Source organism: Ruegeria sp. N4 (assembly GCF_056531425.1).
This window is the reverse complement of the sequence record NZ_JBQFLT010000009.1, coordinates 154570-174918: the sequence shown is the minus strand read 5'-3', so window position 1 is coordinate 174918 and position 20349 is coordinate 154570. Positions and strand designations below refer to the sequence as shown.

General features: G+C 53.7%; 17 protein-coding genes. 10 read left to right on the top strand and 7 right to left on the bottom strand.

Going from position 1 to position 20349, the window contains the following annotated elements; all coding sequences use genetic code 11:
• Nucleotides 1–161 precede the first annotated feature (161 nt).
• The gene (locus ACR0LW_RS15125; RefSeq protein ID WP_480883128.1) at nucleotides 162–1268 is read right to left on the bottom strand and encodes a helix-turn-helix domain-containing protein; all 1107 of its coding nucleotides are present in this window, start codon (nucleotides 1266–1268) and stop codon (nucleotides 162–164) included.
• 102 nt (nucleotides 1269–1370) lie between these two features.
• Here ACR0LW_RS15125 and ACR0LW_RS15120 point away from each other — a divergent pair, with 102 nt between their 5' ends.
• The 6 genes from ACR0LW_RS15120 (at nucleotide 1371) to ACR0LW_RS15095 (ending at nucleotide 8882) form a co-directional block, all read left to right on the top strand.
• Complete coding sequence (locus ACR0LW_RS15120) at nucleotides 1371–2732, top strand: metal-dependent hydrolase family protein (RefSeq protein WP_480883127.1); 1362 nt, start codon at nucleotides 1371–1373, stop codon at nucleotides 2730–2732.
• Nucleotides 2733–2846: 114 nt separating this feature from the next.
• Nucleotides 2847–4193 (top strand): amidohydrolase family protein, encoded by a 1347-nt coding sequence (locus tag ACR0LW_RS15115; RefSeq protein WP_170634421.1) that lies wholly within the window; start codon nucleotides 2847–2849, stop codon nucleotides 4191–4193.
• Between the two features lie 65 nt (nucleotides 4194–4258).
• Complete coding sequence (locus ACR0LW_RS15110) at nucleotides 4259–4657, top strand: hypothetical protein (protein ID WP_480883126.1); 399 nt, start codon at nucleotides 4259–4261, stop codon at nucleotides 4655–4657.
• Between the two features lie 24 nt (nucleotides 4658–4681).
• The gene (locus tag ACR0LW_RS15105) at nucleotides 4682–5062 is read left to right on the top strand and encodes a hypothetical protein (protein WP_480883125.1); all 381 of its coding nucleotides are present in this window, start codon (nucleotides 4682–4684) and stop codon (nucleotides 5060–5062) included.
• 219 nt (nucleotides 5063–5281) lie between these two features.
• Nucleotides 5282–6034, top strand: a complete 753-nt coding sequence (locus tag ACR0LW_RS15100) for a DUF3299 domain-containing protein (RefSeq protein WP_480883124.1) — start codon at nucleotides 5282–5284, stop codon at nucleotides 6032–6034.
• 193 nt (nucleotides 6035–6227) lie between these two features.
• On the top strand, nucleotides 6228–8882 hold the full coding sequence (locus ACR0LW_RS15095; protein ID WP_480883123.1) for an AsmA family protein: 2655 nt from the start codon (nucleotides 6228–6230) through the stop codon (nucleotides 8880–8882).
• Between the two features lie 11 nt (nucleotides 8883–8893).
• On the opposite strand, the gene ACR0LW_RS15090 is transcribed toward ACR0LW_RS15095, so the two are convergent.
• The 3 genes from ACR0LW_RS15090 to ACR0LW_RS15080 form a co-directional block, all read right to left on the bottom strand.
• Nucleotides 8894–9394 carry a hypothetical protein gene (locus ACR0LW_RS15090; RefSeq protein ID WP_480883122.1) on the bottom strand — a complete coding sequence of 167 codons (501 nt, stop codon included), beginning with the start codon at nucleotides 9392–9394 and terminating at the stop codon, nucleotides 8894–8896.
• 169 nt (nucleotides 9395–9563) lie between these two features.
• Nucleotides 9564–10352, bottom strand: a complete 789-nt coding sequence (locus ACR0LW_RS15085; protein WP_480883121.1) for a nuclear transport factor 2 family protein — start codon at nucleotides 10350–10352, stop codon at nucleotides 9564–9566.
• Nucleotides 10353–10381: 29 nt separating this feature from the next.
• Nucleotides 10382–10822, bottom strand: coding sequence for a DoxX family protein (locus ACR0LW_RS15080; RefSeq protein ID WP_480883120.1), 441 nt, complete (start codon nucleotides 10820–10822; stop codon nucleotides 10382–10384).
• Between the two features lie 78 nt (nucleotides 10823–10900).
• Between ACR0LW_RS15080 and ACR0LW_RS15075 the strand changes: the two genes are divergently transcribed.
• Entirely contained in the window at nucleotides 10901–11788 is an 888-nt protein-coding gene (locus ACR0LW_RS15075; RefSeq protein ID WP_480883119.1) for a LysR family transcriptional regulator, read from the top strand.
• Between the two features lie 959 nt (nucleotides 11789–12747).
• Here the strand turns inward: ACR0LW_RS15075 and ACR0LW_RS15070 are convergent.
• Together ACR0LW_RS15070 and ACR0LW_RS15065 are read right to left on the bottom strand one after the other, a co-directional pair.
• Complete coding sequence (locus ACR0LW_RS15070) at nucleotides 12748–13164, bottom strand: cytochrome c (RefSeq protein WP_480883118.1); 417 nt, start codon at nucleotides 13162–13164, stop codon at nucleotides 12748–12750.
• 418 nt (nucleotides 13165–13582) lie between these two features.
• On the bottom strand, nucleotides 13583–13921 hold the full coding sequence (locus ACR0LW_RS15065; RefSeq protein ID WP_171239062.1) for a c-type cytochrome: 339 nt from the start codon (nucleotides 13919–13921) through the stop codon (nucleotides 13583–13585).
• 321 nt (nucleotides 13922–14242) lie between these two features.
• Between ACR0LW_RS15065 and ACR0LW_RS15060 the strand changes: the two genes are divergently transcribed.
• The 3 genes from ACR0LW_RS15060 to ACR0LW_RS15050 all read left to right on the top strand — a co-directional run bounded on the left by ACR0LW_RS15060 (nucleotide 14243) and on the right by ACR0LW_RS15050 (nucleotide 16435).
• The gene (locus tag ACR0LW_RS15060) at nucleotides 14243–14791 is read left to right on the top strand and encodes a DUF6512 family protein (RefSeq protein ID WP_480883117.1); all 549 of its coding nucleotides are present in this window, start codon (nucleotides 14243–14245) and stop codon (nucleotides 14789–14791) included.
• 103 nt (nucleotides 14792–14894) lie between these two features.
• Entirely contained in the window at nucleotides 14895–15935 is a 1041-nt protein-coding gene (locus tag ACR0LW_RS15055; RefSeq protein WP_480883116.1) for a PLP-dependent cysteine synthase family protein, read from the top strand.
• A 20-nt stretch (nucleotides 15936–15955) separates the two neighbouring features.
• Complete coding sequence (locus tag ACR0LW_RS15050) at nucleotides 15956–16435, top strand: hypothetical protein (RefSeq protein ID WP_480883115.1); 480 nt, start codon at nucleotides 15956–15958, stop codon at nucleotides 16433–16435.
• Nucleotides 16436–17139: 704 nt separating this feature from the next.
• Here ACR0LW_RS15050 and ACR0LW_RS15045 read toward each other — a convergent pair.
• The gene (locus tag ACR0LW_RS15045; protein WP_480883114.1) at nucleotides 17140–20349 is read right to left on the bottom strand and encodes a reductive dehalogenase; all 3210 of its coding nucleotides are present in this window, start codon (nucleotides 20347–20349) and stop codon (nucleotides 17140–17142) included.

Sequence of the window (20349 nt, the reverse complement as noted above, 5' to 3'; positions counted from 1 at the left end):
AAGAGTGCCCTCGCGAATCTCGTCCAGCAGGCGCTGATACGCAGAATTGCCTTGTGGGCCAGGTTGTAACGGAGCGTCTTGAAAGGTCATCATGTTTACGTCGCTTTGGCTGCATCCATCTGCATGCAACCGGATGCAAATCGATTCGACAACAGTGATCGTCAGCCCTGCCCTTTCACCAAATTCCTATAAGCTGACGGCGACATTCCAGACCATTTTCGGAAGGCCCTCGAAAACGCAGTGGAGTCTGCGTAGCCAAGCCGCAATGCGGTCTCACCAACGGACTTCCCTGCCGGACCCAGCAGCTTCTTTGCTTCTTCCAGTTTCACGCCAGATATGACCTGGGAGGCTGATTGCCCGTAAGGGGCCAGCCGGTTGTTCAATGTCTCCCGGTGGAAACCGCATAGGCGCGCCAGTTGATCGACGCCAAATCCCGGCTCGGCCAGGTGAATCCGGATCAGGCCCTGAAGCCCGGCCAAGAAATCCTGAGGCGCATGCTGGTCGAGGGTAGCGCGTGTCAGGACTGACGGATTCTCCAATATTTCCGGGGTCAACTGATGGCTCAGCCAGGTCGAGGGAAACCGGATCGAAAAACCCTGAGGGCTGCACATGATGGCATGAACACCATGAAAATGCCTGGGTAGCACGTCAGGTTCGCTGACCCGTAAAATGATCTGGCTCGGGTCCCATCTGAAATCCAGAACCCGATGCAGCAATGATATCCAGATGCTTGCCAGAAATGCGTCGGTCTGCCCGGGCGAAACCGAAAGCTTGAAATTCCGCTTGGCACTGAAATAGGCGTGCTCGCCTTCCACAAGCAGCGATTGCGTGACCGCATTGGATTCTTTCGAGACGGCTTGAGTGTAGCGCGTAAAAAAGTCGCCCAGCGTCAACGCCTTGGCCAACATGTCACCAAGAGGCAGAAACCGAACAAGGTCAATTGATTGACCGACTTGCGCGCAGAAATCCGGTGATGTTGCGTCAGCAGCGGCTTGATGGATTTTATAGATCGTCTCGTGTGGCAGGAAATTCTGGCGATCCATCACTTGGGATTCGCTCACGCCCAGCGGGTCCAAAACAAAAGCCGGTTCAACACCGGCGCCACGCAAAGCAGCTACAACGGGTGCAGCAACCGATGCCCGGACCAGCGGCAACGCCTTCTTTGATTTTTGCTCAAATGCGTCCATGTCGCCCTCAAATATCATGAAGTTAATGACAGAAAGACAGCAAACACGCAGAAAAGGCGCCGAAAGCTTGCAGAATGCCAAGTCAATTTGGCCGGACCGGTCATATTGTCAGGCAATTTTCAGCGGTCAGTCTAAAATCACATTCATAAATCAACATTTGTGATTCGCGATTGGAGAGCCGCCATGACGCTTGGATTAAAGGAAATACTGTCTGCTACAGCGGTCTTTGCAAGTCTGGCGATCGCGAGCCAGGCTTGTGCGCAGGAAGAAAACTTCCCGATCCTCTTTACCAACGTGCACGTGTTTAACGGTGTCGATGAACAGCGCATTGAGAACGCAAACGTTCTGATCGTGGACAACCTGATTGCCGAGGTATCGTCGGAACCGCTGGCCGTTGCCAATGCCCGGATCATTGACGGTGGTGGTCGAACGCTGATGCCGGGCCTGATCGATGCCCACGTGCATATGACGGTCACCGAACCGGTGGCGGACCTGCGCGACAACTTCGACTGGATGTACTGGGGTGCGGTTTCCACAATTGAGGCCGAGAAAATGCTTCTGCGGGGGTTCACAACCGTTCGGGATGCGGGCGGCCCGGCAATTGGTCTTCAAAAAGCGATTGATCGGGGTAAGGCCGTTGGCCCGCGCATCTACGCTTCTGGGCCTGTGATCTCGCAAACCTCGGGGCATGGAGAACATCGTGTCTATACAGAACCCCATCCCAACTTCATGGGGGCGCAACCATCCTTCTTTAACCAGCATCTGGAGTTTCTGGCCGATGGCGTGCCGGAAACACTGCGCGCGACCCGCGAAGCCCTGCGGCTTGGCGCTGTCCAGATCAAGGTGATGGCAGGCGGTGGGGTATCCTCTCAGGTTGATCCGTTACACACCGTTCAGGGTCTGCCGGAAGAGCTTGAGGCGTCTGTCCGGGCCGCTGCCGATTGGGGAACCTATGTGATGGTTCACGCCTATACGGACGAATCTATTGTTCGCTCGATTGAGGCAGGCGTTGTCAGCATTGAACATGGACAACTGATGACCGAAGTCGGTGCGCAAGCGATCAAGGACGCGGATGCCTGGATTGTTCCGTTCTATTCTCTTCTGGGGATCGACGAACAAACCATTGTTACTGCACTTGGGCCAGGGTCCGCCGAAAAGTTCCTCAGCGTGCAAGCGGGTGCGCGAAATCAGATGCAGTTGATCAAAGATTTCGGGATCGAGAACGTGGCTTTCTCCACGGACATTATCGGGGACCCTGTCGCGCTGACCAAACAGAACGATGAGTTCAAATACCGGCTGGAGGCATGGACTTCGTACGAAATCCTGCAACAGGCCACGTCAAAATCGGCCGCACTTCTGGCACTGTCCGGAAAACTCAATCCCTACCAGGCAGGCCCGCTGGGCGTGATCGAACAGGGCGCATACGCCGATCTGCTGCTGGTCGAAGGTAACCCGGTCGAGGATGCCGAGATCCTGGTCGATTACACCAAAAACATCGATCTGATCATGAAAGATGGCGTGATCTACAAGAATACACTCGATTGAGTGTCGCGCGGGGTGAATTTACCTCGGCATCCCGCGCCCCCTTTTTTTGACAAATGGGAGTACTGACACGTGAAAACACTGGCCCCACTGACAGCAATCGCTGGACTTGTTTCCTTGGCAGCAAGCAGCGCGTTGGCGCAGGACGCGCCCGCACAAACCTTGTTCACCAACGTGCATATCTTTGACGGAATTAGTGAAGAGCGGATCGAAAACGCGAATGTTCTGGTTGAAGGCAATCTCATAAAGACAGTCTCGACCGACGGTATTGATGCGCCTGATGCGACGCTTGTTGACGGGGGTGGGCGCACGTTGATGCCGGGGTTGATTGACAGTCACGTGCATCTCTACGCGACAGGGCTCGTGCAATCCTTCTCGGGTCTTCAGGCCGCCAAATGGGATCAGATCGGGGCCACCGCGGCTGAAAATGCCCGCGACTATCTCTACGATGGTTACACCACGGTTCGGGATACCGGCGGAATGGGATCAGGTCTGCGCGAACTGATCGACAAGGGGATTGTAGACGGGCCACGCATCTATGCGTCAGGTGCCGCCATCGGCCCGACGTCCGGGCATGGTGACTGGCGTAACCCCGAGCAGCGAACCTTCAACATGGGATCGGACGACGTCGCCAATACGTTCAACCTGTCCTATATTGCTGATGGTGCCGAGGAAATCCGGAAGGCATCGCGGCTTAACTTCGCGCATGGGGCGAGTTTCCTGAAACTGATGGCCGGTGGCGGTGTGTCATCCGAGCTCGACCCGCTCTGGTCCGTTGCCTACAACGTTGATGAGATTTCGACAGCGGTCGAGGCTGCGTCCTTCTTTGATACCTATGTGACAGTCCACGCCTATACGGACGAAACGGTCTCAATGGCTCTCGACGCAGGCGTCAAGTCACTGGAGCACGCTCAGATGGTGAGCGAGGAGACCGTCAAACGCATAGCGGATGAAGGTATCTTCTGGGCCTTGAATGTGGCTGGAATGGATCCCGCACTGCTCGACCATCCGAATTTTTCGATGCCGACGGTGAAACCGAAACTGGAAGAATATCTGGTCGGGTCAGAAAACGTCATTGAGTACATCAAAAAGTACAAACCCAAGATCGTGCATAACGTCGACACCGTGCTGTCCACCATTGGGTTTGGCCGCGCACACCGGGACTTTGAAAAATACTACTTCGCTGAATTGCTGGGGAACCATGCTTTCCTGGTCGCGGCCACATCAACAGGGGGTGAGTTGGCCCAACTGACAGGGCGGCGGAACCCTTATCCCAACAAACTGGGCGTGATCGAAGAAGGGGCTTATGCCGACATCCTGATCGTCGATGGAAACCCGCTGGAGGACCTGTCGGTTCTTGGAGCAAATCCGAAGTGGTTTGATGCACCCGCGCGTGATCGAGGGTTCGAGACCATTCGTGTGATTATGAAAGACGGCGTCTTCTACAAGAATACGCTCGAATGAGCGGAGTGTGCGGAAAATTGGCCCCTGCGCCTTGCGCCGTCGAACCTGAACGGGGGGGGCGATCAATGAACAAGGCAATCGCAGTAACTCTTTGCGCAGTTGGGATTGGTGTTTCCGGAGCAGCGGCGGAGGAGTCTCACAGCCGATACTACCTGGGGATCGGGGAACCAAACCCTGATGCCTGGCAAATCATGATCGACAATCCAACCGACCGGGAAAAGGACATGGGCGCTGCGCTCGCCGCAATGGGTGGTGAGATGATCAGCTATTTCTGGGGACTGGCAGATGGCAAGAACTACATCACCGTCCGTTTCCCGGACGATCCGGGCATGGTGCAGGCCATGTATATTTCGCGTCTGAGCCAGGGGGTTCTGAAAGATTACACGTTCATCGAACTGATGACGAGCGCGGACATGATCGAAGCCCTGAAGCGCGTGCCGGAATTTTCTACGCCGGTCGAATGAAGTTGGGAAGCAAAGGAACAATCTATGAAGATCGCATACGGAATTCTCGCAGCCTTGGCAGTTGTGTTTTTCATCCTTGGAGGCAGCGATGCCTATGCCAAAGACAACAAGGGTAAAAAGCCGAACAAGGGGGGCAAGAAAGGTGATGTCAGCATTCAGATCGAAGACAAACCCGGCAAAGGCCCAAAGGCTGTGCCGCCTGGTCAGATCAAGCGCTACACGCGCGGTGCCAAGCTCCCATCTGACCTGGAGTTCGAGGATATAGGGGACCTTTCCAAGTGGAAGCTGGGGGAGCCGGGCAAAGGAAACCGCTACATTCTGGTAGATGACGAAGTTCTCGAAGTTACCAATGACCTGTCTACCGTTGTCGACGCTGTCGGCATCGTCGGTGATCTTCTCAACTAGGCTAAGTCGCGATGTTTCAGGGCAAGAACTACCTCGTTTGTCCTGACGCTGGCCGGGGCGATCAATTTGTGAACCCCGGCCCAAGTTCAAAACCCGGATCCGAGGCGCTACGACGATAGAGCCCCTTCTTGTACTTTTTGCACTTGCTACAGGAATGACCACACGCGGTGCAGTTGCGAATTGTAAATCGTTCACCGCACTAAAGAGGAGCATATTACAATGAGACTGTCTTATGCTGCGATTGCTGCATTCTTTCTGGCATTGCCGGCTCATTCGGAAGTCGCACGTATCGAGTGGGCAGACTTGATCGATGAAACCGCTCAGGACTATGAAGATCCTTTTGTCGAATTGACCGGCAAACAGCTTGGCGCGCTTCGCAAATTGGTCCGGTTGCGCGCGCAGCAAGAAAAAGGCGGGTCGACGCCGGAACAGCTAGACCAGCTTCAAATGGATCTCAAGGCGACCGAAGCAACCCTTGCTGAGGAAGGCGTTGATGCGGACTGGCTGATTTCCCAACGCTGGATTGTGATGGAACGACGTGAGACGGCGGGCACGGCCGCCAACATCGACATCGATGGCGTGACCGTTTCATTGGGTGGATTTGTGATCCCGGCACCCCGCGACGAAGATGGCTCCCAAATGGCGTATATCGTGCCCGAACGTGGAATGTGCAGCCATGTTCCACCTCCGCCCCCGAACCAGATGGTACGTTTGCGCCTGAGTGATTCATGGACGCCATCGACGGTCTACGAGCCCATCGTTGTAACCGGTCAAATCAGGATTGAGCCGACGCAGAAGGAAATGCTGGTTGTTGATGGTCCCGTCCTCATGAAGGCTGCGTTTACTTTGGAAGTCGATGACGTTCAGACCTTTAGGCCAATCCAGACTTCCGAAGAGGCTGCAACAAATAGGGCAAGTGTACTGATGGGAAGAACAAAAGCGACTGGCGGGGCTACCAGCGACGATGAGTGACACGAGCCAATTGACCTGAATAAGGTTCAGAACGGGCGTTCAGTTTGGTGGGCGGAATATCTGCATGAGAGACTGAACGACACAAGCGGCGATAGGGGAGTGTATGAGGGTTTGGCTATCTAGAATAATTGGGCTTGTCGCATTACTTGCATTCGCAGCAGTCGCATTTGTTTGGTTATTGCTTGCTGCTCCGATGTTCTCGGACTTGCGGCGCGACCTTGTAGAAAGAGTTCTTTCGGAACAAATTGGTCGGCCACTTCTAGTCAACGATGACGTAAGCGTCGCGCTTGGCCGCATTAGTCACATTTACGTCGGTGGTGTGGTCATCCCGAGCCTGACAATGCCGGACTCACCCCTTGTTGAATTGAACCTGCTGGAATTGGAGCTGGACATTGCCGCTTTGACCAATGGGCGTCTGCATTTTGACAATCTGGTCGTGGAAGGCCTGCAGGCGAATATTCTTACAGCCGCAGACGGCACAACAAGCTGGCGAAAAGGCAATCCAACACCCAAGCCCGCGTCCGAGGAACCTGTATCAGCGGAGGATCAAAAAGACGTCGCCAGCGCTGATAGTGCCAATGAGAGTGACACAGAAGGCAGCGGAATCCTGAACTTCCTGAGCGACAAGAACGTCCGTTTCACATCAATAGGGTTAAACATCGATGACAAGGTCTCGGGCTTCTCGTTTGTATTTGACCTTCAGTCCCTCGCGCTCGAACAAGTAGATAGTGGACAACGGTCAAAGGTGTCTGGTTCGGGCTCCGTCAACGGTCAGGGTTTCGAAATCGAAGGCGACTACCCCCATGACGCGCCATTTACGACGCGCGCCAGCTTTGGCGAAATGACCGTAAACTATGACGGCGAGCCATTGGCGGAAGACGAAGGTGGCGGCTATCGCGCAGTCTTGGAAATGGACACCGGAGAATTCGGTGATTTTCTGGATGTCATTGGATTGGAACGGGTTTTGGAAGGCAATGGCCAGTTGCAAGCTGACCTCCTGTCCCAAGACGCCCTAAAAATCGAGGCGTTTACAACCACCGTAAGCCTTGAGGATGGGCAGAAGCTTGAAGCTGAGGGTTCCATTGATGACCTCTACACCGCTCAGGGCGTCGATCTGCTTTTCAACGCGCGGCTTCATCCCGAAGGGCAGCCGCCGCCAGCAGCAAAGAGTATTCAGGATCTGAAATTTACCGGCTTTGAAATGCATATGGTCGGATCCCTCGCTGCCTTCGAATTCGAGAAGTTGCTGTTCCAGACCAATGCGTTTGACCAAGGGCTGGACGTAATCGGCCCAGCCTCAATCGAAAGCATTCGCCGCATGCCGGATGGCCGCTTGGCCATGCTGGGCATCGCGCTGCAAGCCGGGCCAGTTGAGGAACCGGTCCTGAAAGCCGAAGGTGAAATCCTCGACCTGCTTCAGCTTCAGGACGTAACATTCGATGGTGTGTTGAACGGGCCCGCCAAGTTGATTTTGCCCAACCTCGATGAAGACTATGTTGACCAATTCGGCGGCATCAAAGCCGATTTCAACATATCCAATGCAGGCGGGCCGGTTTCACTCAACAGGTTTAACGCGACCACTTACGACACCGATCTCTGGGCGCTGGATCTTGCGCTATCTGTTCACGAGCTAAAAGGGCTGGCCGGTCTCGATTTTGACGTGGAACTGGATGTCGACGACGGTGCGCAGTTTCTGACCGCGCTCAACTTGCAACCTGTCGCAATCGGCGCTCTGGCGATCGATGCTGAAACCTCCAGGCAGGGCGAAGACTTTGATGCCGCAATCAAGTTCGAAGCCGGGTCTTCGCATCTTCTTGCGGCTTTGGATGCGCGGTTTCCCGAAGGTGCATCCATCGTTCGGGGCAACATTACGAGCGAGAGGCTCGATCTCAACGACCTGAAGAACCTCACTGCCGTACTCGACCAACTCAAGAGCCTGTTGGGCGAGGCCTCGCAAAAACCTGAAACTGAAGTTCAACCCTTGGTTCTGCCGAAGGAGACAGACGTTCAGCCCCTGGTGTTGCCGAAGGAAAAAGGGAAACCTGCCGATCTTCTGGATGTACAACGTGTTCTGCGAGAAGCTGACGTCGAGGTACAGATCGAATTCAAAGAGATTGTAGGCCAGCAAGGCGTTACATCTGTTTCAAGCCAATTGTCTGCCAAAGAAGGAACCGTGGATTTCGGACCTATTCAGATGGCTTATGGAGGTGGAAACTTCAGCCTGCGTGCGGTCGTGGATCTGATTGACTCACCTGATTGGCTTTCATTATCAGGATCAACCTCGGGATGGGAATTCGGTGAGATCCTTGATGAATTGGGCATAGGTATTGATGCCTATGGGCGATTGAGCGGTGAGTTCAACGTTTCTGGCAGTACCGCCTCGGGCAAGGCCTTCGTCAACTCGATGCGCGGCAATGCGTCTTTGTCGATGTCGCAAGGTTACATTAGTACCAGTCTACTGGAACTGGCCGGGCTGGGTATTTTCCCGTGGCTGTTTTCAGAAGAATTCAGACAAGGCTACACCGACATCACGTGCGTGGTCGCCCCGGTTGATATCCAGGCCGGGCGGGTCAGTTCAAACTCCATCGTCATTGAAACGGGATCAGTTCAGTTGGTGGCCAGGGGGCAAGTGGACTGGCTGAACGATAGCATAGCGATCAGAGCAGAGCCCCGTCGCGTTGGCAAACCCCTGTCCCGAAGCGCCTGGCCCTTTGATGTGACTGGCCCGCTTTCGTCGCCAAAATTCAAGCTGGATGTGGGCGGGTCCAGAAACAAGGCTCCGGGCGGTGCTGATGAAATGCCTGCCGACAGGCAGCCATGTGTGCCAGACATCAATCAATTGGAATAATCGGGCGCGTCCTAGTTCTTCAGCGGCTCCGGCTGTTCGGCCTGACACGCCAGAACGGCCTCAATGGCTTTGGCAGATCCGCTGAGATCAAGTTCCACCTCGGCCCCACTTTCACCAATGATCGTAACGCTTTGGCGTTTTCCAAACTCGGTTACAAATGCCGGGTTGTCGAAAAAGGCGTAGCCACCGGGCACGCCATTCTTGAAGACACCAACCGCTTCACCTTCGAATTTCGCATCACCAAAATCGAACTGTACGATCCCGGTTGCCCCGTCCTCGATTTGAACCCAGGCCGGATTAAAGGCGGCAAAAAAACCGCCGGGCTGATTGGGTGCCGCGCCGATTTCAACGGTCATGTCATTTTCAAACGGTTTCCACGCGAGACAGCCGTTGCCCTTTTCGGGATCAATCAGGATTGTCCAGTCCCCGGATTCACCCCACCGTTCCATACCGGCGGCCCACACCGCGCCAGTGGAGATCAATGCTATTGCTGTCAGCGCCAACTTCTTCATTCGATACTCCACACCAGTTTCGAAAGTATAAGCTGCGTTCAGAGTATCGCCCGGGGTTATTCAAATACAACCATTCAATTTCTGGAATGTTGAACCGGCATCAGCGCCTTTGCCCTGAAAAAGCAATCATCTTTGACCGCAGCCAGAGAAAATGTGACTGCCTCCTCCCCTAGAATTTGCCAGAGTTGTTCCAAGTCTCTTTTGGGCCGATCTGTTCCTGAACATCCCAATGTTCGACGATCTTTCCACCTTTGAGCCGGAACAGGTCAAAGATGGCCCAATCGTCCTCGTCTTGATTTACATGGCTAAAGGCAACCACAAAATTTCCTTGGCCGAGTAGTCGGTGAACTTTGACGTATTGCGCGGTCTTTCCACCATTCGTCACCACTCTAAGATGCCTGGAGAAAGCTTCCAATCCGTCGGCTATGTCTGGATTGTGCTGATCGTATTGGTCGATCGATATGTAGTCATTCACAAGATCGGTGCGTCCGGCCATCAGGACATTGTCGATGAACCCTTGCACCACGGTCTTGTTGGCTTCGGTGAGATCGAGATCTTCGATTTCGGTTGGGCCATCCACCATGCTGCGGCCCGAGACGGTTGGCCATTTATACGCGGCAATCACATCCCAATGCTCGACGATTTTACCGTCGTCGTCGGTATCAAAGATATCGGCCGTTACCCACTGGGCTTCACCGTTGTTGAGGCTTTGATACACATGAACGAAGACGAAATTCCCATCCTCGATGTTGCGCAGAACCTGAATGTCGCGCACCGGATTCCGCTCAAGAAAAGGTGTGAAGAACTCGATGAAACCTTGTTTACCATCACGTACACCCGTTGAGTGTTGCGTGTAGCGATCCCCGGTATATTTATCGAGCGCTTCGACCATCTTGCCATCACGAATGCCTTCCAGATAAAGGCCCTTGGCATTTGCCACGCGGATACTGTCAGTCACGATATGTACTCCCGTTTCACAGTTTGGTTTCAGCCAATACCTAAAATGCTCAACAACGCGTCACGGCCAGACCAGGCTACGATAGCGGACAAAGTGCCTGTGACCATGGCAGGAACGCCTTCTTTCCAGGTGTCCCAGATCAGATGACATCCAATGGCGCCGATGGACGTGCCAAGAATTGCCAACGCACCCAAGGTTCCAACCCAGGAACCCTGAAACCAGATCGCGATTGCGCCAAACAATTCAGCCACGCCAACCAAGGCCATGATCTGCCGGTTCAACCCGTACTTGATGAACATCGCCAATTGGGTTTCAAATATGAACTTCTGCCAGCCGAAGATCTTGATCGAGCTTGCGAAGAGGAAGAAGACGGACAGCAATCCGACAAACACAGTCTGGCCTTCGCCCGCAAGTCTGATGGCCATTTCTTTTCCGAAGCCGCTGCTGGCCCCTGTGATCAGAATATTCATCTATCCGTTCCTCTGGTGGTCGAGAGGGAAATGGCACTCAATGGACATTATTGGAAATAATCACTATTTCTTCATAGTATGAATGAAATTGATGGAATTGACCTCAATCTACTGAAATCTCTACAAGCCCTCATCTCGGAACGGCATGTCGGGCGGGCTGCGCAGCGAATGAACGTAACGCAACCTGCCATGAGTCACACTCTGGCAAGATTGCGCCGCCTGTTTGACGACCCTCTGTTCGTCAAGCAAGGGCGGGAAATGGTGCCTACGGCGCGCACTCTGGACCTTGCGGCGCGGTTGAACACGATCCTTTCTGAGATCAGCGTGCTGACCGCACCGGTTACATTCTCACCTGAAAACGCGGGCGCAACTATTCGAATTCATGCCCATGATTTCATTGCCACCAGTTTCCTTGCAAACGCTGTTCGGCGTATTCGAGAGCAAGCACCAGGGATCGTGTTCGAAATTCACAGCTATTCGGATCACAGCTACCAGATGCTCGATTCCGGGGAAGCCGATTTGATCATTGGCGCAGGGCTTCAGGCAAATCCGAAGTTTCTTCAAAAGCTGCTACTGCGCGAGCGCCTTGTGTGCCTATTGGACCGAACCCACCCAGCGTTGAACAGCTGGAATGCCGAGACGGTCTTTCTATATCCACATGTCCGGCTGAGCCTCATGGCCAAACAAGATGATCCAATTCACCTTTTTGGCAAGGATCAGGCTTTGCCCCCACGCCAGGTTGGGCTGGTGACAGATAGTCTGCATCTGCAACCGGCCTTCCTGGAAGGAACAAATCTAATCGCTTTTGTACCGGAGACGCTCGCCCAAGCCGCAGCCATCAACGGAACTCTAATCGCGCGCGATTGCCCTTTTCCCCTGCCGGAATTGGGGATCCGTGCGATTTGGCATGAGCGAGACGCGCGCTCCCCCCTTCTCAGCTGGATCCGCAGCCAGCTGGATGTTTAGCGGCCAGAAAACCGGAGAGCTTTTCAGCATCGCTCACGCTGTCGGTTTTTGTGCTTCCCTACAACTCTGTAGGTGCGCTCATAACGCTGCATTGTCGACATTGATTTCGTTAAAGAAAATCTTGGAGCTTTGCCCAAAACTCTGCGCGGTATTTGCACATAACTTTGCACGATTTGCCCATAAGTTTGCGCGTTTCAAAGTACGCGCTCAATTTATAATAGTTCCTGTACGGGTCCTACAACTTTAAAGCACTTCTTTTCAATCATAAGCGCACTTAATTGGCAACATTCAACCCTTATTTGATGAATGCGGTTCACTCGCACGCTGGCGATAGATCTCAAAAATGGACAACGCGGTTGGGGCTTTAGGTCTGTGGCAGAGCCTTTGAAGCCAATAACAGCCCTTAGGAAACTACACTGGATTGGTTCGGCACTCATCATCTGGTCGGACATCAATACCAAGGTATGATATAGTTTCATTATGAGCACCGAAACCTTAATCAGCCTTACCCTGTCATTTGCTCTCACCAGCCTATGCATTTGGCTGGTGCGTCACATCGTAAGACACAGCGGTCGAGACAGAACAGTAGACCCAGAGGCCGTGAACGAACTGATGCGAACCATCGACTGGTCACAACTCGATAGAGTCTTGGATCGGCCCCGGTGACAAGTCGCCCTACGCTCAATGCTCTTAACGACTGCCTCAGGGATCGCTTGGCGTTGAAATGATTGTGCGCAAATTTGAAAACCGCCCACGAACAATGAAAATTAAATGCTGAATCGGAGCGCTTATCTGAAAGTCACCCAGATAGCTTCGGATGTCGACAACCATCGTTAAGAGCATTGGTGTAGTCCGCCTTGGACTTTGAGCGGCTATCCGTTGAACCTTGCTAATTTCGGCACCCGCCCAACGCAGCACAGTGCAGCGCTCTTTAGCGTACTCAACTGCTGATCAGAACTTCACGGAACATAACGTTCCGGCTTTGGAAACTGAATACTCTCCAAATACTCAGCAATTTCGATAAGTCTGGAAGGAATACGCGTAACCAAACCATTCCCCGTATCGAATTCGACAGTAGGGCCGTCGTTCAACTCGGTGATTATAGGCATGTCATCGCGAGGTTGTTGAGGTTTCAAATAACCGTCCAAGATCGACATCACCTCGAGCATCGGCCACACGCCTCCCCTACGGTCAGAAATCTTTGTTAAATCAGCAGGATCTGTTTTCAATTCAACTGCGTCAGGTCCTTTTCCAGTTGCATCGATTCCGTGACATCTGGCGCAATGCTCAACAAAGAGGTCTTTGCCAAGGTTCAAAAACTCATCGGCCGCAGATACCGTTGCAACCGAAGAAATGCCAATGCTTGCAACGATCATAAAGTGCCTCATAAGCCGGAGGTCCTTTGCAATACGAGAGTTCACTACAACAAAAATGGACCGACATCTTCCCCCGGTCAACGTCGGTCCTTTACTATATAACATTTGCTATCCTGTGGCCCAAAACCGATTGATGGGGACAGGCAGCAACGAGCTCAGAACAGCTTCACTATTTAACATTCGAAATTTAGCATGTGAAGGCGCGCGGCTCTTTGACATAAATCATATGTCACCTCGCAGTCTGCCAGAATTGGACTCGACACGCCAATTCGGCCAAATGATTTTGAGTGACTGCTTACGCCTAGCAGAGCACGGCGCTTCACAATGCTAGGCCCGCAATTGTCACCGGGTCAAAAAAGGTGCAAGTCCAGAACACGGGCAAACGATCAATTACTGACCTAACGCCAAGAACACTAATCTACTGTTGGATGCCTTCTAAGAAAAACAATAACCCTGCTAACTCGCGCGGGGTGGGCGTCAAGACACCCTCGATTTCAACCGGAACCAGGTCTTCCGCCATTTCCCCGCCAAATTCCGGCATAACCCGAGCAAGATGGCTGTTTCCCGGGTCGCCATAGATGTAGCTTAGGGCCCGTGCTTGAGGGAAAGTGCCTGCGTTCTTCGCGCTCAATGTTGTCAAATCTGTTGGCTCAACGGAAAGACCGCTGCTTGCCGGGCCACCGCCTCTACCATCCACACCATGACAAGAAGTACAGTTTTCTGAGAAAAAGGCTGCCCCATCAGCGCGAGTGGGCATGACATCGGCGTCAGGATACAAATCTGTACACGACGCTGTGGCTAGAGCGATAGATCCAGCCGATAAAATAACCCACCTTGTAGCGTGCATGCTCTACCCCGTTTTTTATTCAGCCTACGGTCCAATTTAGAACATGGCAATAACAGCAACTGGGGTTAAAAATCAGGAAGGGTCAACTTTACAGACTCTTACAAGAACTTGGACATTGCCGCTCACCAAGGGGGGGGGCGAAAGTTATTTCTAGACCTTCTATGTCTGCGGGCATTTCACTTTTGAGAATCTAAGCAGAATATTCAACAATCAGGATTGGGAGATCCAAACATGCTGGAAGCTTCGTCCCGAATAGTTTGGCTCGAAGCGATAGGGGCGATCCTAATGATCCTACTTGGGTCCGGGCTGCACTTTGCATTTGATTTGCTTGGAAGTTGGACGCCAATGGCGCTTTTGGCAGCTGTCAACGAGTCAATTTGGGAACACTTAAAGCTGGCTTTTTGGCCAGGCTTGTTTTGGGCCTGCCTTATGCCGCTTCCACCCCGACTTACAAGAAGGGACGTATTTAGTGCTAAAGGAGTTAGCCTCGCAACTACTGCTATTTTGATTGTAATAGTATTCACAGCGTACACAGCGATATTTGAGCGCAACTTTTTGTTGATTGATATTGGAGTATTTGTTGCAGCGATTTGCATCGGCCAGATCGTGTCAATTCTGCTGCTTGCTTACGAAGATCAAATACCTGCACTCATTCATGTATTCGGCCTGGTTCTCCTTGGGGTTCAAGTCGTCGCCTATAGTACCCTAACATTTTTCCCTCTTAATCACTGGCTGTTCATTGAAGCACAATCTGGCACGATAGGTATTCCTGCCCATTAGATGGACAGTAGGTCCTATTGGTGACGCATACTTGCATCCCTTCGAATTTCAAAGACGATTTCCCAAGCTTGACGGGCCTTAAACAGGGCGTTTGAGTAGAGGCATGGACCGTTGGATTTCGGATTCGATTGCCAAGATCAATGCAGATGCTCACCGCTCTGCCGATACGCACCTTTTCAAGCTTCCCGTTCGGGGGCTGAAGGCCGTAGACATCTATCTCAAGGATGAAAGTACACATCCCACTGGCAGCCTCAAGCACAGGCTGGCACGCTCGCTTTTCCTTTATGCGCTTGTAAACGGGAAAATAAGGGAAGAGACACGTGTAATCGAAGCCTCGTCTGGCAGCACCGCCGTTTCAGAAGCTTACTTCGCCCGTATGATCGGAGTGCCTTTTACCGCGGTTCTCCCAAAATCTACCGCCAAGAGCAAAATCGACCTAATCCGGTTCCAAGGTGGGGAAATCCACTTCGTCGATACGGCGCCGGACATGCACCAGGCCTCGGTTGAACTGGCAGCTGAAGTCGGTGGCTACTTCATGGATCAGTTCACTTACGCCGAGCGGGCGACGGATTGGAGAGGCAACAACAACATTGCAGAAAGCCTTTTCCGTCAGATGGAACGAGAGCCACATCCAATTCCATCGGTTATTGTGATGAGCGCGGGAACTGGCGGAACTTCAGCAACGCTGGGGCGGTACATTCGCTACAAAGGCTTTAATAGTGAATTGGTTGTTGTGGACCCAGAAAAGTCAGTGTTTTTTGATAGCTTTCAAACTGGGGACAGGACCCTGACCCGCCCCTGTTCAAGTCGTATTGAAGGTATCGGACGTCCCAGGGTGGAAAAGTCATTTTTGGCAGATGTAATCGACCGGATGATCCAAGTGCCCGATGCGGCAAGCATTGCGACTATGCTCTGGCTTGAGGATCGGATCAGGCGGCGAGCGGGCCCATCAACAGGCACAAACCTTTGGGGGGCTTTGCAAATTGCGCAAGAGATGGAGGCTGCCGGACGATCTGGCTCCATTGTCACTATTCTGTGTGACGACGGAAACCGTTATCTCGACACCTACTACGATCCAGAATGGGTGATGGAAAACTTCGGCGAAACCGCCTCTTACGAAGCTATTTTGGCGGGATATCACTGAATTCAAACGAAGAGGACAAAATGAAAAGGGCGAAATTTGCGTTTGCTGCGCTTCTGGCATCAATGGTTGCAGTGTTGTTTTGCGCCACAACAGTTTTGGCCTCCTCTCGGGAAGCACAACGGATCATCGAAAGCGCGGCTGCTGATTGCAAAGACTTCGAGAATGGAGAGTTTGATCAGGGTGACGCTGTGACCGAGATCGAGCTGCGCTCACAGTTTGGCACGGCTAAGGCTGAACTCGTAGATGGAAGTCAGTATTCCTGCTCTTCTGCTGCCTCTATGTACTGCGGAACAGGGGGTTGCATGCTCAGTCTTATCGTCGACGGTGAGATCATGTCGTGGCAGGCAACGGGTTGGCGTCTTATTGACTGGGGGCCTGACCGTATACTGCTTATTGGACGAGACGGTGGTTGGTGCGGAGGCGCAGGAGCCGAGGTTTGTTACGAGGCGCTAGTTTGGAGCAATGGGAAGATTTTAACCGTTGGTTCGGCGCCAGAGTAAGCCCGCGCAGCGCTAGCGGTTGTTTTACGCGCCTGGCCTAGGGTGCAACGCCCTGCTCGGTTAGGCTGCGGCTGAAGTAGGGAACCAGGCCGAAACAGATTGAAGCAGAAAGAACACCAAAAACGGCAAATGTGTAAGGAATGGATGGTCGATTTCGCGCAGATGTCGTTGCCATAATCTGGAGCTATCACGCATTTGCATCTTCGTCTTTAGAGGTTCTACGAATGACTGCTTTGTCCACACAGCAGACGTTCGCCCAAATTCTACGAGCGACCGCTTCGAGCCCATACTGTAAATTTGACTTTCTCGCTGCGCGCGCTCGCAGCGCGTAAATCTCCGCAACCGCATCATCTTTTACGCGGCTGTGCGGCGCGAAAACCGGTCGTTCATGCATGCTGCAGCGAGAATTATTGCCCAAATTCACAGATCGCAGAACTTTGCTGCCGTTGACTCTCCAAAATCGAAAGGCTGCTTTTCGAACTTGTCTACTGCAACGAAAATACCAAGGGAGGGTAGCTGCCAATCCCTACGATTGCCAACCAGTCAGGTCAGTAAGTTGGATGCCGACATTTAGTCGGACAACTCCCAGATTCCATTCAGCGGCGCCGCATTGCGGGACCGAGCGCGGCTCATTCATTGATCTGGCTACAGAGAACATCTGTTTTTGCACAAGCTTCGTTCTGGGTCGTTGCGGTCCAACTTATTTAGAGATCCAGTTCCAACACGCCGTCGGGATTGGCTGCGCGGGACTGGCAAGTGATGATCGTGTTTTTCTGCTGCGCTTTGGAGAGCACAAAATCGCGGTGTTCTACATCTCCTGAAATCAGCCCACACTGACAAACACCGCACAGCCCGTCGCTGCATTTCAGATCCACCGGAAGACCGTTTTCGATTAGCACCTCCGCGGCGGATTTATCCGCGGGAACAGCCAATTCCACTCCAGTTTTTGCAAGCTTCATGGTAAAGGCGGAGTTTTCATATTCCGGCGTCTCGGGCACGGAGAAGTATTCCAAATGCCGTGCCTCTTCGGGGAAGCCTGCGCGCTCGGCGGCGTGCATGACGGCTGACATGTAGGCCTCCGCTCCGCAGGTATAGACATGCCATCCCGGCTCGTAGCCCGCCATGATCGCATCAAGATCGGCGCGCGTTCCCTCGCTGGAAACATGCAGCGTCACGTGGTCCGCCCAGGGGAAGCCGGCGATATCTTCTAGCAGCCCCATCGTCTCCTTCGCGCGGCCAGAGTAGTGCAGCTCAAATTCCGCTCCACGTGCGTAGAGCTCGTGCGCCATTGCGATCATTGGCGTGATGCCGATACCGCCGCCCATGAGGAGTGTTCTGGTCGCGCTATGATCAAGGGGGAAATGGTTGATCGGTTTTGAGAAGAAGACGCGCCGTCCTTTCTCAAATATCCGGTGCAATAGCTTGGACCCACCGCGCCCTTCCTCCTCGCGCAGGACTGCGATCTGGTACTTGGTACGATCCGCCGGGTCGCCTGAAATTGAGTATTGCCTCAGGAATTCCGGCGCGATGACGATATCCAGATGCGCGCCCGCCTGCCATGCTGGCAGTGGTTCACCCGAAACGGCCTGAAACTCAAATTTCATGACGCCCTTCGCCGTTTCCTCAGCCAGAGTAACAATGCCCGGGATCACCGGGCTTTCCTCGTCATTGTTGTATCGGTGCAGCACACTCTCGTCCCCAGTCGCCACGCTCCGTTTATGCTCTTCGGCAGAGACCATCGCCTCGTAGGCCCTAATCCCTTTTTCCCGGTCCATCACGTGAGGGTAAAGATAGGGCGGCGGTGCCAGAGTCGCAGGATAGACGGCCAGGGTCTGATCCTCGAATTTGAGGTCCAGATCTTTTGAGAGGCCGCGCACATTCACTGGCTTTTTCGTAGGGCGAAAACCGCCGTCTTCCTCAAGTTCGAGGTCCCACCACCACTTCTTCACGGGGTTAAGTGAGCCGTTGTCGACCACGTCGTCGAGTTTGGCCAACGCCGGCGCGAGTTTAGGCACGTTCATCGCCGCCCAGCGAAAAGGCTTCTCTTTGAAAATCCCTTCTAGATTCCATGGGCAGGTCTTCATGCAGCGTCCACACATCGCACCGCCCTGATTTGTCAGGCGATAAGAGGTGCATTTCTGGCTGTCTGATTTCCAGATCTCATAACCATTGAACATGGTCTTTGGCCCGGCAGTGATCGCGCCAGAGGGGCATTCGCGGGCGCATTTGTTGCAGGAATTGCAGAATTTTTGCAGGCCAAAGTCGATGGGCTTGTCATGGGCCAGCGGCAGGTCGGTTGTGACCGTTCCCGATTTCAAACGCGGGCCGAGGAAGGGGTTGAGGATCACCTCGCCAATCCGGCTCACCTCTCCCAGACCCGAAAGCAGCAGCAGAGGCGGTTGCAACACCTCGCCATCCGTCACCGTGTGCGCCCTGGCGCTATAGCCCATATTGCGGATCTGCTTCGCAATCACGCCGCCCAAAAGCGAAAAGCGCAAATAGGCGCGCATGGACTGTACCACCGCGATCCAGTCATCGCCCGAGGCGCCTTCCATTGTTTCATAGCCCTGATCGATCACCAGATTGATCGCCTGGTCATGGGGCGGATCGATTGCATCTCCGCGCGCATCATGGCTGTACCAGGCCCAGTCCGGGCAGCGGGAGATGCCAACCGCATCAGCGCCAAGCCAATAACAGGTGGCCTTGATCAGTTCCGATGCTTCTTTTGGCGAAAGCGGCACACGCTCTTCGGCAACCTCGCCGTCTTGCAACAGAACAAAGGCCCCCAAGGGCTTGCGCGTTGCCATGGAGGGCGCTGATTTGATGACGTGGAGGCCGTTTTGGGACGCGTCCTGAACCTTTTTACCCAGATCGCCAAACTTGGCACGGGCGAACATGTCCGTGCGTTTTGGAACGCGGGGAATGTTGGGTTCATCGATATAGGTCGTAGGCGTATCCACGCGTTTGAGCGTCTCAAATGGATGCGCACCATCCACGAAGCGGCGCTTGGCATAAGGCACTGCATTGGCGGCATTTTTGATCGTTGACGTGCCAAATTTCCACGTGGGTCCAAAGGCGGATTTCGGCTGCTCGGCCATTGGGGCAAGCGGTTTGTCCGGCTCGATAACGAAAGTTGTGGTGACAGCGGCGAGGCCGAAGCGCGCCCCGATATAGGGATGGCTCAGCAAGCCGTCTTCCACCGTGGCCAGCCCGGCCGCAACGGCGAGTTTGTTAAGGTCCACGTCACTGCTGGAAACGGTGTGCCCGCGTGAATCGTATCCAAGGATGCGCAGGTAATTTGCCAGAACAACGGCAGTTTCAGCTGCGCGCAGACCGGCGCGATGCGCCTGGGCGCCCTGAATCCACGCGGTGCCAGCCTCATCAACGTCCGGCGTACGGGGGTTTTCGTAGAGGAAAACGAGGCAATGAGTATGGCCGTCGATGCTTGTGGGCGCCGCCTCAACCGCCTCTTTGAGGCTGGCCATGATTGTGTCGATCCCGGCAGAGAGGGTCTTTGTCTGCCGTGTCTTCAGGTCATTGGCCAGGCGGTTCACATCCGGGTTCTTATAGGGTGAAGGCAGTAAGGCGTCCTGCGGTAGAAGGCAGGTGCCAACGACGGCTGCATCCGCGAAGTAGCCGAATGCCTTCAGATGGTTCGCCCGCTCCACTGGGTCGGTCGGTGTATCGGCCATGGCCTTGTTGATATGCCCATCCCGGATCGCATCCATCATCGCCTGATGTTCACGCATGGCGTTGATGATAGAAGCCGGATCGACATCGTCGCGATAAGTCAGATGCGGCGCGGGCGGCACAGCTGACAGATCAGGAAGCTGTTCGGTACGTGCCAAAAGCTCGGTCGGATAAGGCCCCATATGGACAGGTCGGTCTTTGGTGGAAAAAAAGCGATTAGCCAT